This is a genomic window from Pasteurella sp. P03HT (genome assembly GCF_054052285.1).
On record NZ_JBSIUM010000002.1, the window covers coordinates 61,347 to 74,175 of the forward strand.

12 protein-coding genes are annotated in these 12,829 nt (G+C 41.8%); 6 read left to right on the top strand and 6 right to left on the bottom strand.

Annotated features, from left to right (window positions below):
* Positions 1-6 precede the first annotated feature (6 nt).
* The 5 genes from ACWIT3_RS02480 to ACWIT3_RS02500 form a co-directional block, all read right to left on the bottom strand.
* Positions 7-822, bottom strand: a complete 816-nt coding sequence (locus ACWIT3_RS02480; protein ID WP_457161239.1) for a class I SAM-dependent methyltransferase — start codon at positions 820-822, stop codon at positions 7-9.
* Positions 815-1,570, bottom strand: coding sequence for an ABC transporter ATP-binding protein (locus tag ACWIT3_RS02485; protein ID WP_457161240.1), 756 nt, complete (start codon positions 1,568-1,570; stop codon positions 815-817). The genes ACWIT3_RS02480 and ACWIT3_RS02485 overlap by 8 nt, the downstream gene beginning before the upstream one ends.
* Positions 1,567-2,559: a FecCD family ABC transporter permease gene (locus tag ACWIT3_RS02490; RefSeq protein WP_457161241.1), complete on the bottom strand. Its 993-nt coding sequence runs from the start codon at positions 2,557-2,559 to the stop codon at positions 1,567-1,569. Before ACWIT3_RS02490 ends, ACWIT3_RS02485 begins: the two co-directional genes overlap by 4 nt.
* Before the next feature lie 6 nt (positions 2,560-2,565).
* Positions 2,566-3,591 carry an iron ABC transporter substrate-binding protein gene (locus tag ACWIT3_RS02495; protein ID WP_457161242.1) on the bottom strand — a complete coding sequence of 342 codons (1,026 nt, stop codon included), beginning with the start codon at positions 3,589-3,591 and terminating at the stop codon, positions 2,566-2,568.
* A gap of 160 nt (positions 3,592-3,751) precedes the next feature.
* Entirely contained in the window at positions 3,752-4,513 is a 762-nt protein-coding gene (locus ACWIT3_RS02500; RefSeq protein ID WP_457161243.1) for a glycosyltransferase family 2 protein, read from the bottom strand.
* A gap of 83 nt (positions 4,514-4,596) precedes the next feature.
* Here ACWIT3_RS02500 and waaA point away from each other — a divergent pair, with 83 nt between their 5' ends.
* Positions 4,597-5,877, top strand: coding sequence for a lipid IV(A) 3-deoxy-D-manno-octulosonic acid transferase (gene waaA, locus ACWIT3_RS02505; RefSeq protein ID WP_457161244.1), 1,281 nt, complete (start codon positions 4,597-4,599; stop codon positions 5,875-5,877).
* Entirely contained in the window at positions 5,877-6,353 is a 477-nt protein-coding gene (coaD, locus tag ACWIT3_RS02510; RefSeq protein ID WP_457161393.1) for a pantetheine-phosphate adenylyltransferase, read from the top strand. Before waaA ends, coaD begins: the two co-directional genes overlap by 1 nt.
* Before the next feature lie 23 nt (positions 6,354-6,376).
* Here the strand turns inward: coaD and ACWIT3_RS02515 are convergent, their stop codons facing one another.
* The gene (locus ACWIT3_RS02515) at positions 6,377-7,117 is read right to left on the bottom strand and encodes a 3-deoxy-D-manno-octulosonic acid kinase (RefSeq protein WP_457161245.1); all 741 of its coding nucleotides are present in this window, start codon (positions 7,115-7,117) and stop codon (positions 6,377-6,379) included.
* Between the two features lie 90 nt (positions 7,118-7,207).
* Between ACWIT3_RS02515 and ACWIT3_RS02520 the strand changes: the two genes are divergently transcribed.
* The 4 genes from ACWIT3_RS02520 to ACWIT3_RS02535 all read left to right on the top strand — a co-directional run bounded on the left by ACWIT3_RS02520 (position 7,208) and on the right by ACWIT3_RS02535 (position 12,819).
* Positions 7,208-8,251, top strand: a complete 1,044-nt coding sequence (locus ACWIT3_RS02520; RefSeq protein ID WP_457161246.1) for a glycosyltransferase family 9 protein — start codon at positions 7,208-7,210, stop codon at positions 8,249-8,251.
* Between the two features lie 59 nt (positions 8,252-8,310).
* Positions 8,311-10,155, top strand: a complete 1,845-nt coding sequence (locus ACWIT3_RS02525; protein ID WP_457161247.1) for an ABC transporter ATP-binding protein — start codon at positions 8,311-8,313, stop codon at positions 10,153-10,155.
* Between the two features lie 176 nt (positions 10,156-10,331).
* Positions 10,332-10,811: a hypothetical protein gene (locus ACWIT3_RS02530; protein ID WP_457161248.1), complete on the top strand. Its 480-nt coding sequence runs from the start codon at positions 10,332-10,334 to the stop codon at positions 10,809-10,811.
* A gap of 10 nt (positions 10,812-10,821) precedes the next feature.
* Positions 10,822-12,819 (top strand): TonB-dependent receptor plug domain-containing protein, encoded by a 1,998-nt coding sequence (locus ACWIT3_RS02535; RefSeq protein ID WP_457161394.1) that lies wholly within the window; start codon positions 10,822-10,824, stop codon positions 12,817-12,819.
* The last annotated feature ends 10 nt before the right edge of the window (positions 12,820-12,829 follow it).

The following is a 12,829-nucleotide window of genomic DNA, read 5'->3' on the forward strand; positions in this document are numbered from 1 at the left end:
GTTTTGCTATTTTTTCCAACTCACAAACGCCCAAGTTTTAAAATCCCCACGTGCGGAGGTGAGATTTGGGTGTTTGGCGTAATAGTCTTTGAGTTTTGCAATTTCTTGTTCGGTTAACTCGCCAATCGACCATTGCACTGACTGGATAAAACTTTGCTCATCGATTTTTTCAGGCTTAGTTAGGCTACATTCGGCAGTAATAAAATCCACCGAGGCGTGGTAGCCTTTTTGATGTAACAAATTCAGTGCATACATATAATTCGGGAAACCTACGGAATCTCTGCCGATATACTGCAAAATGTCACGGGCGATAAAATCTTTTTCAACGATCATCGTCATATAAACTGCTTTTCGCGCTTTTGCATTGAGCTTATCCAATGCTTTATCTAAATCCGCCACCATTGAAGAACGTGACGATACGCAAATATCACATTCAGGCACATCGTCCCAATTATCCTCCCAAGATTTGCGAATCGGCTGTACGTTATCCAGCCCTAAATGTTGTGCACGCTGTTGTAAAACGGATAACATTCCTTCGCTGTAATCGAGCCCGTACACTTGCTTTAAATGCGATGCAACGGCAAGGGAAATCGCACCACCACCGCAGCCCACATCTAATAAAGTGTCGGCGTTACTTAGATCCATTCGGCTCACAAAGGCTCTCACATATTCATTATGTAAATCGTATTCGGACTGTTGCATTTTCTCTGCTTTACGATCCCAATCTTTTGCCGTTTTTGGCTCTCTTGAGGCAAGTTGGTAATGATTTCGATACAATTCGGCGAAATTCACGTCCCAAAGCGTTTCTGCTGTTTTATTCATAGATTGTCCTTAAATTTTTACGCAATAATTGTTCATCTAATTGATAAATGGTGGCGAGATTTTTCGCAGTCAGCGTTTGTTTTGGTTCGCCATTGGCAATGATTTTACCCTGATAAAACAAAATTGCGCGATCTGCAATTTGCATACTGTGTTCGGGTTGATGGGTGGTCATTAAAATCGACAAACCCCGTTGCTTTAACTGCTCGATTTTTTCTAACACACGTAATTGATTCCCAAAATCGAGGTTGGAAGTCGGTTCGTCCATAATTAAAAAAGAGGGTTGTTGTGCCAACGCTCTGGCAATCAACACAAGCTGACGTTCGCCTCCACTAATTTGGTGGTAAAAGCGCTGGCTTAAATAGGCAATACCTAATGTGTCTAAGCATTGTTCTGCAATGTCGATATCGGATTTTTTCGGTGTGCTGTACCAAGATAAGTGTGCAGTGCGCCCCGTTAACACCACCTCCTGCACTGTAAAATGAAAGAGGTGATGGACTTGCGGCACATAGCCAATAAATTGTGCCAGTTGTTTTTGCGTCCACTCAACGTGTGGTCGATTTTGTAACAGAATTTCCCCAGACAAGACGGGCAACAATCCCAGAATAGTTTTCAATAACGTGGTTTTGCCGCAGCCATTTGCACCTAATAGGCAGATGATTTGATTCGCTTCTAGCTGTAAATTCATCTCGGATGCCAGCACTGTTTTTTTATAGCCAATGCTCAAATTATTCAGTTGGATCAAGCTCATCGTTTGCCTCCTTGAATTAATAAACTCAAGAAAAACGGCGCACCAACCAACGAGGTGATAATGCCCAATGGCACTTCAATAGAGAAAATCGAACGGGAAATAGTATCGGTCAGCACCAAAAATGTCGCACCAATAAATAAACTTGTCGGCAATAAACGGCGGAAATCAGCGCCAATCCATAAGCGAGCAATATGTGGAATAATTAAGCCAACCCAGCCAATAATCCCTGTAATTGAGACCGCAGCCGATGTCATTAAAGTGGCGGCTAAAATAAAAATTAAGCGAGTGCGTTTTGTATTGATGCCCAAAGTTTCCGCTTCTTCATCATCTAAACTGAGCAAGTTCATACGCCAACGCAATAAAATCAAAGGCACTAAACTGGCTAATACTAACGGTGCGACTAAAGCTAAATCTTGCAACGTTGCCATATTCAAACCGCCCATTAACCAAAAGGTAATCGTAGTGAGTTGGCTATAAGGATCGGATAAAATTTTGAGTAAAGAAATGCCCGCGCTTAATAACGAGGCGATTGCAATGCCCGCTAAAACAAGGGCTAACGTGGGTGAATGATGTGGGGCAGTGCGTGAAATTAAATACACTAAAAAGACTGCTAACAGCCCACCTAAAAACGCAACAATTTGAATCGTAAATAATGAGCCACCAAAATAAATTGCCGTTACTGCCCCCAAGCCCGCCCCAGCCGTCACCCCTAAAATATCGGGCGAGACTAACGGGTTTTTAAACATCCCTTGATAAGTCGCGCCCGCCACGGATAACGCTGCACCGACAATAATGGCAGTCAGAACACGTGGCAGGCGAATATTCCACAAGACCGTCTCCACATCTGTGCGCGGCTGATCTGCAGAAAAAAACAACAACGCCTGCCAAAAATCCTGGAAAGCGATGTGATATTGCCCAATCAGGCAAGCAGATATGGCTACCCCCACCAACAAAACAGGCGGTAACCATAAACGGAAGTGGGATTTCATTGTTGATTATTTGATACCCAATTTTGCTTGTTCTTTGTCACTTAATTTATGACCATAGAACAGCTCAAAATATTCTTTAATTAATGTCGCATATTGCATTGCATCTACTTTATCTACTGCCAAAGTATGCGCTAACCAAACTGCACCTAATAAACGGTTGACACTCGGTGGCTGATCTAACCAACCGAATGGTTCTGCTGGCACTAAATAAAATTGATTATTTTTCACCGCACTTAGTTGTTTCCACACATCAGACGTTTTCAACACTTCATAGAAGTTTTTATCGTGGGTAAGAATAATGCTCGGCTGCCATTGTAAAAGTTGCTCCATTGAAACACGCACAATTTTCTTGTCACCCGCGATATCTGCAACATTTTTTACCCCCACCCAATCCAACACTTCGGCGTGAATGGAGCCCGCTAAACCCGTTTCTAAACCATCAGCACCACGACCAAAATACACAGTCACAGGCTGTTTATCATTTTTTGCCAGATTATGAGTGAGTTTCAGCACGTTATCCGCATAATTGGCTAATTTCTCGCCTTTTTCATCACTACCAATTAATTTCGCAACCGTACGAATTTGCTCCGCTGTTTGTGGGAATTTACCGTCCACCAACACAAAAGGCAGTTGCGTTTGTTGATTCACACGCTCCGCAGTCGCCAAATAACTTTTACTGACGCTACCTACGTCCACGATAATATCTGGCTTCATCGCCACTAATTTTTCTAACGGTGCCGTTGAGCCACGACCAGCTAAACGTCCCGTCACTTCTAATGCTTTCACCTGATCAGACAAATAAGGCGCACTTTTTTTCGGTAACTCACTCGATACCCCTAATAATTTTTCTGGTGCTAAAGACAATAACAGAACATCCGCCACCTTACCGGCACTCAATACTTTTTGCACATTTTGCGGCGCAACTTCACCGTATTTCCCCGCAATCAACGTATCCGCCTGCGCGCTCACTGCCCCCGCGAATAAAGAAAGCACGAAAAGTGCGGTCGATTTTTTCACAATTTTAGTCAACATAGCCACTCCTTTTGGGTTTGAAATTCGCTATATATTATTCGCTATAATGAAAAAAATAAACCATTTCTCTCTTTCTGAGACTCACTAAACGTCTTTTTTGTGAAGAATGTCGCATAAAAAAAGTACAACATTCACGTTGTACTTTTTCAATCAAGATTAGCTATTTTGTCTCCGTGCGCACCCATAGATCTGCGTATTTAACAAAGGTGGAGTGTGCAGAAAGGATAGCGAGCAGTAGCCCTTGTTTTCCGTCGAGGAAACCTGCTTTAATAATATACATTTTAGTGAAACAGCCGATGGCATGAGTCAATGCGGAAAATAAGCTGCCTTTTTTACCCGCTTTCTCTCGCTTTTCTGCCCATGCCTTTGCATACCCTGCGGATTTAACCAGATAATGATGCATATCCTGATAGGTATAATGTTCTAAATCACCTGTCAGCTTTTCTACGACAGCATGAGCAGGTAGGCACACTTTTTCATGTACAGGTTCATCATTGTATTGTGTCAGTTTTGTTGGATATAAACGCAACACAAAATCGGGATACCAACCAGAATGACGAATTTTGCGCCCAAATACTTCACTTAAACGCGGAATTTTATAGACGACATTGTCTTTATTTTGTTTCACTGCCAGTTGAATTGCCTCACGTAACTTAGGCGTAACACGCTCATCCGCATCTAACCAAAGTACATAATCACTGGTGACATACTGTTGTGCTAATTGACGTTGTCTACCGAAACCTTGCCAATCGGTATTCTGATAAAATTTAGCCCCATACTGTAACGCGATCTCTTGAGTATTATCTGTACTTCCTGAGTCTAAAATGACAATTTCATCTACCCACCCTTTCACCGTGTCTAAACAGGGTGCCAAATGTGCTGATTCATTTTTGACGATCATCGCAACGCTAAGTGTTGGCATACTTTTTATCCTTTATGTATTGAGTGCAAACGTTTATACTAAACAATGTATAAGCTATTTTAACATAACCCCATATTTATTCTATGTTGCGTTTTTTCTACACTCTTTTATTGTATCTTATTCAACCTATTGTCGTGTTGTTTATGGTTGGGCGGAGTATCAAAGCCCCTAATTATCGTAAACGACTCAATGAGCGGTATGGATTTTATGGTGACCTTACCCCGCCTCAAGCGCATGGTATTGTGATACATGCTGCATCGGTAGGCGAGGTCATTGCGGCGACTCCCCTCATTAAACGGATCCAACTTGATTATCCTGAATTACCGATTACCGTCACCACAGTCACGCCAACAGGTTCAGATCGCGTGAAAGCCGCGTTTGGTGTAACCGTCTCTCACGTTTATTTACCTTATGATTTGCCAGATGCCGTCAATCGCTTTATTCGTTTTGTGCAGCCCAAAGCCTGTATTGTGATTGAAACAGAAATTTGGCCTAACTTAATTGCACAACTTAAAAAACGTGGTATCCCTTTCATTATTGCGAATGCACGTTTATCGGAGCGCTCTGCAACACGTTACGGTTGGTTTAAAAAGTCGCTACGTCCTGTTTTTAATGACATCAGCCTTATCGCTGCACAAGATAATGTGAGCGGTGAACGTTATTTACAACTCGGTTATGACAAACAGCGCTTAACACTGACGGGTAATATCAAATATGACTTAAATACGAATGATGGCTTGTTAGAAAAAATCGATGCACTAAAAACTGCATGGGGACATCAAAGACCAGTGTGGATCGCGGCAAGTACACACGAAGGGGAAGAAGAGATCATTTTAGCAAGCCATCGCGTGTTGCTGAATAAATATCCTGCTCTGTTGCTCATTCTTGTTCCTCGTCATCCCGAGCGTTTTAATTCCGTGGCGGATCTCATCGAAAAACATCGTTTTCATTATGTTCGCCGCAGTGCCTACATTGCGCCCGCGCCCCATACACAAATCGTGTTGGGCGACACCATGGGGGAATTGATGCTACTCTATGGCATCTCGGATATTGCCTTTGTCGGTGGCAGTTTAGTAAAACATGGTGGACACAATCCACTTGAACCCCTAGCATTCAAACGCCCAGTCATTAGCGGTAAGTACACGTTCAATTTCCCTGAAGTGTTTACTAAACTGCTACAAGTACAGGGAGTATTAGAAGTCAATGAAAACACAAAAGCACTGACAAGTGCGGTAGAAAAATTTTTAGATTCACCCGAATTACGTGAGCGTTATGGTAACGCAGGTTATGAAGTCCTGATTGAAAATCGGGGCGCGTTACAACGCTTGTTAGACTTACTCGCCCCTTATTTAAGTAAAGCATGATGATCACTGTTATTTATCCTGGCACATTTGATCCGATTACGAATGGTCACCTCGATATCATTCAACGCACCGCGCGTTTATTTCCAGCAGTATTAGTTGCTGTCGCCTCCAATCCTAATAAGAAACCCTTATTTGATTTAGACACACGTGTCCAGTTAGTCAAACAGGCAGTAGCGCATTTGCCTAATGTGGAAGTGGTGGGGTTCTTGGATCTACTGGCAGATGTGGTGAAAGAACGCAATATTACGGCAATTATTCGTGGAGTACGAAGTGCCAGTGATTTTGATTATGAATTACAGCTCGCGCACTTGAATCGGTTATTGACGGATGGCGTGGAAAGTCTCTTTTTTCCACCTTCTGAACGCTGGTCGTACGTATCCTCTACTATGATCCGTGAGATTCACCTGCACCATGGTGATGTGAGTAAGCTGGTACCTACCGTTGTTTTCGAAGCATTACAACAATTGAAGAAATGACCATTCACAATAAAAAAGGGCAACTAGGATGCCCTTTCGACATCTGCATGATAGCCCTGTAATACATCTTGCCAATTTTGTTCTGTGAATTGAATGTTCATGCGAACGACTTCTTTCATAAAAGAGCGGTGCAAACGCTGTAAGTTTTCTTGTTTCCAACTTTCGCCTAACTGATGATAACTTTTATCAAAATCTAATAACCAGAACTTCGCTGAGTCATCAAGATATTGAACAAGAATATTGTGTGCATTTAAATCGCTGTGACACACTTGTAAATCATGGAGTTGTCGAATCAGTTTCCCCACCGCCTGCCACTGCTGGCTGGATAATGTGGAATGCTGTAAATATGCGGTCAAATCCTCTGCATTTTCGATCTTTTCGGTTAACAAGTCTGCACGATAACAACCAAATGCGGTTTTTTCAACGCGAGCACCAATAGGCCTAGGCACCGCCAATCCCGCTTGGTGTAATTGTTTTAATAAATTAAATTCGGCAAAACTCCTTGCAGTAGAAAGGGTGGAAAAGCGATATCGATCACGGTTAATTTTCCCCCACAATCCACCGCGGTAATAATGACGTAATGCGGTATTGACGCCAAATAAGTCATCGGTTTTTAAAAACCATGTCGTCCCACGTCCTTTTGCCGACCCAATCACTCGGTCTTGTTTTTTCCAAAAATACGCATGAAAAAAATGTTCTTGATCTGTCTTAGGTTGTTTAAAATCAAACAGAAAAAAAGTATTTTTATTTTTAAATTCAAGCATATGGTGAGCATTCTAAATCAGAGATAGCGAATAGCCCCATTCTACTTTAAAATAGTTAAAATTCACACTAGATATTTGCATGGACAGTTTATGGCACTTTTTAGCGCTCCCCCTCATTCTCTTTGTATCCTACGTTTGTCTGCCATTGGTGATGTTTGCCATGCGCTTGCTGCAGTACAGCAAATCCAACGTCACTGGCCAAATACCCACATTACCTGGATTGTTGGCAAAACAGAAGCACAACTCTTAGCAGGAATCGCCAATGTCGAGCTCGTGGTTTACGATAAAAAAACGGGATGGAAAGGAGTATGTGCACTCTGGAAACAACTCAAAGATCGCCAGTTTGATGCGCTGCTCAATATGCAAACCGCACTCCGCGCGTCTCTCATCTCATTAGGGATTAAAGCAACGTATAAAATTGGCTTTGGTAAAAAACGTGCAAGAGAAGGACAACAATTTTTCACTAACCGTCACATTACTGATCCTGATTCACCCCATGTATTAGACGGTTTTATGGTGTTTGTAGCATATCTCGGTGTCCCTATCACGCCACCACAATGGACACTGGAAATCAGTGAAAAGGACCATCAACAAGTACAACGTTATATTGACCCAACACGCAAAAACCTCCTGATTTCTCCCTGTTCAAGTAAAGCAGAAAAAGATTGGTTAGTAGAGCGGTATGCTGCTATTGCGAATATTGCACACCAACACAATGTGCATGTCATTTTGTGTGCCTCACCCGCCAAACGTGAAATGGACATGATTCAAAAAATCATCGCACAATGTGACTTTCAGCCCACAGATCTGTCTGGGAAAACCAATTTGAAACAACTGGCTGCCTTGATTAAACAAGTTGATTTAGTGATTTCTCCAGACTCGGGACCAGCGCATTTAGCCACAGTACAAGGCACGCAAATTATCGGCTTATATGCTTACCATAATCCCCTTAGAACAGGACCATACAACAACTTAAATAATGTGGTTTCAGTCTACGAGATCAATGTGCAGAAAGAGTTTGGGAAACCATCTCATGCACTCCCTTGGGCAACGAAACTAAGCGGTAAAAATCTCATGGCAGAAATTCAGGTCGAGGATGTGGTCGCCCAAATGAAAGCCCTGAAACTCTTTTAATCCGTCATGCTGTAAACAAACAGTCGATGCAGTTTGCTTTCACTGACTAAGAGATAAATATGTTTGATAAAATTTATTCGTGGTTTGAAAATCGATTAACCCCTTATCCACCAGAAACTCCTGATACCCCGAAAAAAGGTCTTGTTCGTTTCATCTGGTCAAGTTTAACGGGAATGAAAGGCTGGATACTCTTACTTGCATTTTTAAATATTGGTATTGGGATTGTCGAAGGGATTGTCTTTCGTTTTATGGGCATTTTAGTTGATTGGCTCACCGTCTATTCTCCAGCGACACTTTGGCAACATAAAGGTCATTTACTGATTGGAATGGCGGCACTTTTGCTCTTCAGTATCCTATGGGCGTTTGTGACATCTGCTGTACGCCTGCAAACGTTGCAGGGGGTCTTTCCAATGCGTTTGCGGTGGAATTTTCACCGTTTAATGCTCGGACAAAGTTTAAGTTTTTATCAAGATGAATTTGCAGGTCGCGTTTCAGCGAAAGTGATGCAAACGGCATTGGCTGTACGTGACACCGTGCTGACGCTTGCTGACATGGTTGTTTATGTATCCGTGTACTTTATCACCTCTGGCATTGTTTTAGCGACCTTAGATAGTTGGCTACTCTTCCCCTTTATTCTGTGGTTAATTGTATTTTTCACGATTTTACGTCTCATCATCCCAAAGCTTGCTAAAACCGCTGAACGTCAGGCAGATGCCCGATCACTGATGACTGGGCGTATTACTGATGCGTATTCCAATATCACTACCGTCAAATTATTTTCTCATGGTGCAAGAGAGGCCGCTTACGCTAAACGTTCAATGGAAGAGTTTATGCTGACGGTGCATGCACAAATGCGCTTAGGCACGACCTTAGATGTGCTCACTTATGCTGCCAATATTAGCTTAACATTAGGCACCGCCATATTAGGTATCTTATTATGGCAGCAAGGCAGCGTCGGTGTCGGCGCCATTGCTACCGCCGTCGCGATGGCACTACGTGTAAATGGATTATCACATTGGATTATGTGGGAATCGGCTCGCTTATTTGAAAATATCGGGACCGTAAATGATGGAATGGAAACCTTAACTAAACCACATACGATCATCGATAAACCAGGTGCTCAACCTATCCACATTCAACAAGGTGAAATCCGATTCCATCATGTTCATTTTTCGTATAGCCCAGATAAACCGCTCTTGCAAGATTTTAATTTAGTTATCAAACCAGGTGAAAAAGTGGGTTTAATTGGGCGTTCAGGAGCAGGAAAATCCACGATTGTGAACTTACTCCTCCGCTTTTACGAAGCACAACAGGGTACCATCACCATTGATGGTCAACATATTTGTGATGTTCAGCAGGAAAGCTTACGCAGCCAAATTGGGTTAGTCACACAAGACACCTCACTATTGCATCGTTCTGTACGAGAAAATATTGTGTATGGTCGCCCAAATGCAACAGAAGAAGAAATGCACTATGCTGCTCAACGAGCAGAAGCCGCACAATTTATTCCACAGCTCATAGATGCCAAAGGACGAACTGGCTATGACGCCCATGTAGGTGAACGTGGCGTAAAATTATCAGGTGGACAACGGCAACGTATTGCAATAGCCCGAGTAATGCTAAAAGATGCCCCTATTCTCTTGCTAGATGAGGCAACCAGCGCCTTAGACTCTGAAGTGGAAGCTGCGATTCAACAAAGTCTTGATAAAATGATGGAAAATAAAACCGTCATTGCTATTGCGCACCGCTTGTCGACTATTGCGGCTATGGATCGCTTAATCGTTCTCGACAAAGGGCAGATTGTAGAACAAGGCACACACCACGAACTGCTGCAACAAAATGGTTTATATGCCAAACTATGGGCACATCAAAGCGGTGGTTTTTTAACAGATGGTGATCTGTAAATATCACCCGCACGATTGACTTAATAAGCAGGCTCATGGGTCTGCTTTTTTATTCTTCTCTGTTCAAACAAGTTAGATTTCACTCGCACTCACATTGAATTTATCAATCGTTATATTTATTTTTATATAATGATCCCCTATAATCCTAATAAAATTTAACCAAAATGGTGAGAAAGATGATAGAAAAATTCAGTGTGATCTATAAATTCCTGTTAATTACAATCCTGGTTATCAGCTTACCTCTGCTACTACTATCAGGACTTAGCTTATATTTAGGTATCCATTTTTCACTGGCACTGCCACTTCATCTCCTCTTTGCCTTACTGTTTATCAGTGCCGCGTTATTACACTTGTTTAATCGGCGCAGTAAACTGAAAAAGGTTAACACTCAGTTCTTTGACTTGGTAACCCAAAACCGCTACCCAAGTTACTGCACTTTAGAGCGACTCATTCACACCTTTGAATCTGTCACTGTTCAGAAAGTCATTGAAGAATTGCACCTTTCTGAAACCGCACTACTTCATGCATTACGTGAAGGACGGCTCTCTATCACGGATACACAACAAACTTTACGTCAAGCCTGCAATAATAACGATGAAAAGATTTTCCTTTTTATTGATATTGCGATGCGGCTTAAATTTTCTTCTCAACAATAAGGATCCAATGATGAAAAAAACATGTCTTTGTACAGCGATTGCTCTCGCTTGTACTGCAAGTTATGCTCAGGTCTTTGAGTTAGGTCAGATTGAAGTGATTGCCGACACCAGTGGTGATTTGTCGACGACTCGAATTGAGCAAGAAGAATTAACGCGCAATCACGTCACTCATGTGGCTAAAATTGCCAAAATGACGCCTGGAGTGACATTTGAACGAATTGGTCCACGTAATGAACAAAATATTCTTGTTCGTGGTTTTGATGCTCGTCGTGTCCCTGTCTATATTGACGGTATTCCTGTTTATGTGCCTTATGATGGCAATATGGATTTAGGGCGTTTCACAACCTTTGATTTATCACGCATTGACATTTCTAAAGGTTCAAGCTCTGTCTTGTATGGTCCCAATACAATGGGCGGTGCAGTTAACTTAATTAGCCGTAAACCTGTCAAAGAAATTGAAGGGGTACTCGGATACGGTATCCAAAAAGGGCGTGATGCAGATACGACGACCAATCAAACGTATTTCAATTTAGGAACCAAACAAGAGCAATTTTATGCACAAGTCAGCGGAAGCTTCGTCGAACGACAAGGGCTACAACTTTCGCGTCATTATCAACAACGTGGTTCGAGTATTGAAGATGGCGGACGTGCAGAGGAATCGGTACAACGAGATAAAAAATTAAGCCTAAAATTAGCTTATACTCCAACTCAAACAGATGAATATGCCCTTGTGTTAAGCACACAAAAAGCCAAAAAAGAACAACCTTTTTATGCGGGAGAACACAAAAGTGCGGATCGTTTTTGGCGTTGGAATGCCTGGAATAAAGACAGTATTTATTTCTTATCACACACACAATTTACGCCTTACCAGTTTTATATCAACAGTAAAGTCTTCTATGACACTTTTAATAATGATCTCGAGTTATTTACAGATCGCACGTTTACCCAATCAGACATCAGCTACTATCGTGACTATTCCTACGGTGCGGGTCTTGAATTCGGTGCCGATCTAAATGACCAACACCGTTTGAAACTTGCAACGTTATACAAAGTCGATGTTCACCGAGAACATGATAATGACGATCCAACAACTCGTATACAAGATCGTACATATAGCTTGGGATTAGAGCATACCTATACAATGACGCCAAATACACGCCTCATCACAGGGATAAGCTACGACTACCGCCAAGCTACACAAGCTGAAAAATTTGATGCCAAATCCAAAAAGAAAGATGCGCCAAAATCAGTCAATCCATTTGAGGTAGGAAATCAACACGCGTTTAATTATCAAATTAAGTTAGCGCATAATTTTGATCGTAACGATGAACTCGCGCTCAGTTTTGCGAAAAAAACACATTTACCGACAATGAAAGAGCGTTACTCGAGAAAATTTGGCACGGTGGATCCGAATCCATTCCTTAAACCTGAAACCGCGTACCACTATGAACTCAGTTACTTACGGACTGTTAATGATTGGTTGCGCTTAGAAGGTGCTTTATTCTATGCCGATATTCACGACAGTATTAATGAAGTCAAACGACAAAATGGATTATCTCAAAATCAAAACTACGGTAAAGAAGTACGTAAAGGACTTGAATTAGCGATGACTGCCTTTGTCACAGATGAATTAACCATCGGTGTCAACTATACGTATTTGCGTGCTAAAAACCGAACAAATCGCCACTACATTGTTCATGATATTCCAAAACATAAAGTATTCGCTTATGCCGATTGGAAAATCCTGCCGAATGTCTCCTTCTATCTCAGTCAAGAGGCAGAAACAGGACGTTATACCAAAGACCGTATACCAAATAAAAAAATCTCGGCTAATACAATTCAAGTCGCTGGATTTGGTGTTACAAATATGAAATTCACTTACCAAGCTACATCAAATTTCGTTATTGATGCTGGCGTGAATAATCTCTTTGATAAAAACTATTACTACACTTATGGTATGCCAGAAGAAGGGCGTGTATATTTCGCCAATATCAAATATACATTCTAATTTCACCAAT

Excerpts from the sequence above, each read along its gene's own strand:
- ACWIT3_RS02480 (WP_457161239.1), bottom strand. The coding sequence starts at position 822 with ATGAATAAAACAGCAGAAACGCTTTGGGACGTGAATTTCGCCGAATTG.
- ACWIT3_RS02485 (WP_457161240.1), bottom strand. The coding sequence starts at position 1,570 with ATGAGCTTGATCCAACTGAATAATTTGAGCATTGGCTATAAAAAAACA.
- ACWIT3_RS02490 (WP_457161241.1), bottom strand. The coding sequence starts at position 2,559 with ATGAAATCCCACTTCCGTTTATGGTTACCGCCTGTTTTGTTGGTGGGG.
- ACWIT3_RS02495 (WP_457161242.1), bottom strand. The coding sequence starts at position 3,591 with ATGTTGACTAAAATTGTGAAAAAATCGACCGCACTTTTCGTGCTTTCT.
- ACWIT3_RS02500 (WP_457161243.1), bottom strand. The coding sequence starts at position 4,513 with ATGCCAACACTTAGCGTTGCGATGATCGTCAAAAATGAATCAGCACAT.
- waaA (WP_457161244.1), top strand. The coding sequence starts at position 4,597 with ATGTTGCGTTTTTTCTACACTCTTTTATTGTATCTTATTCAACCTATT.
- coaD (WP_457161393.1), top strand. The coding sequence starts at position 5,877 with ATGATCACTGTTATTTATCCTGGCACATTTGATCCGATTACGAATGGT.
- ACWIT3_RS02515 (WP_457161245.1), bottom strand. The coding sequence starts at position 7,117 with ATGCTTGAATTTAAAAATAAAAATACTTTTTTTCTGTTTGATTTTAAA.
- ACWIT3_RS02520 (WP_457161246.1), top strand. The coding sequence starts at position 7,208 with ATGGCACTTTTTAGCGCTCCCCCTCATTCTCTTTGTATCCTACGTTTG.
- ACWIT3_RS02525 (WP_457161247.1), top strand. The coding sequence starts at position 8,311 with ATGTTTGATAAAATTTATTCGTGGTTTGAAAATCGATTAACCCCTTAT.
- ACWIT3_RS02530 (WP_457161248.1), top strand. The coding sequence starts at position 10,332 with ATGATAGAAAAATTCAGTGTGATCTATAAATTCCTGTTAATTACAATC.
- ACWIT3_RS02535 (WP_457161394.1), top strand. The coding sequence starts at position 10,822 with ATGAAAAAAACATGTCTTTGTACAGCGATTGCTCTCGCTTGTACTGCA.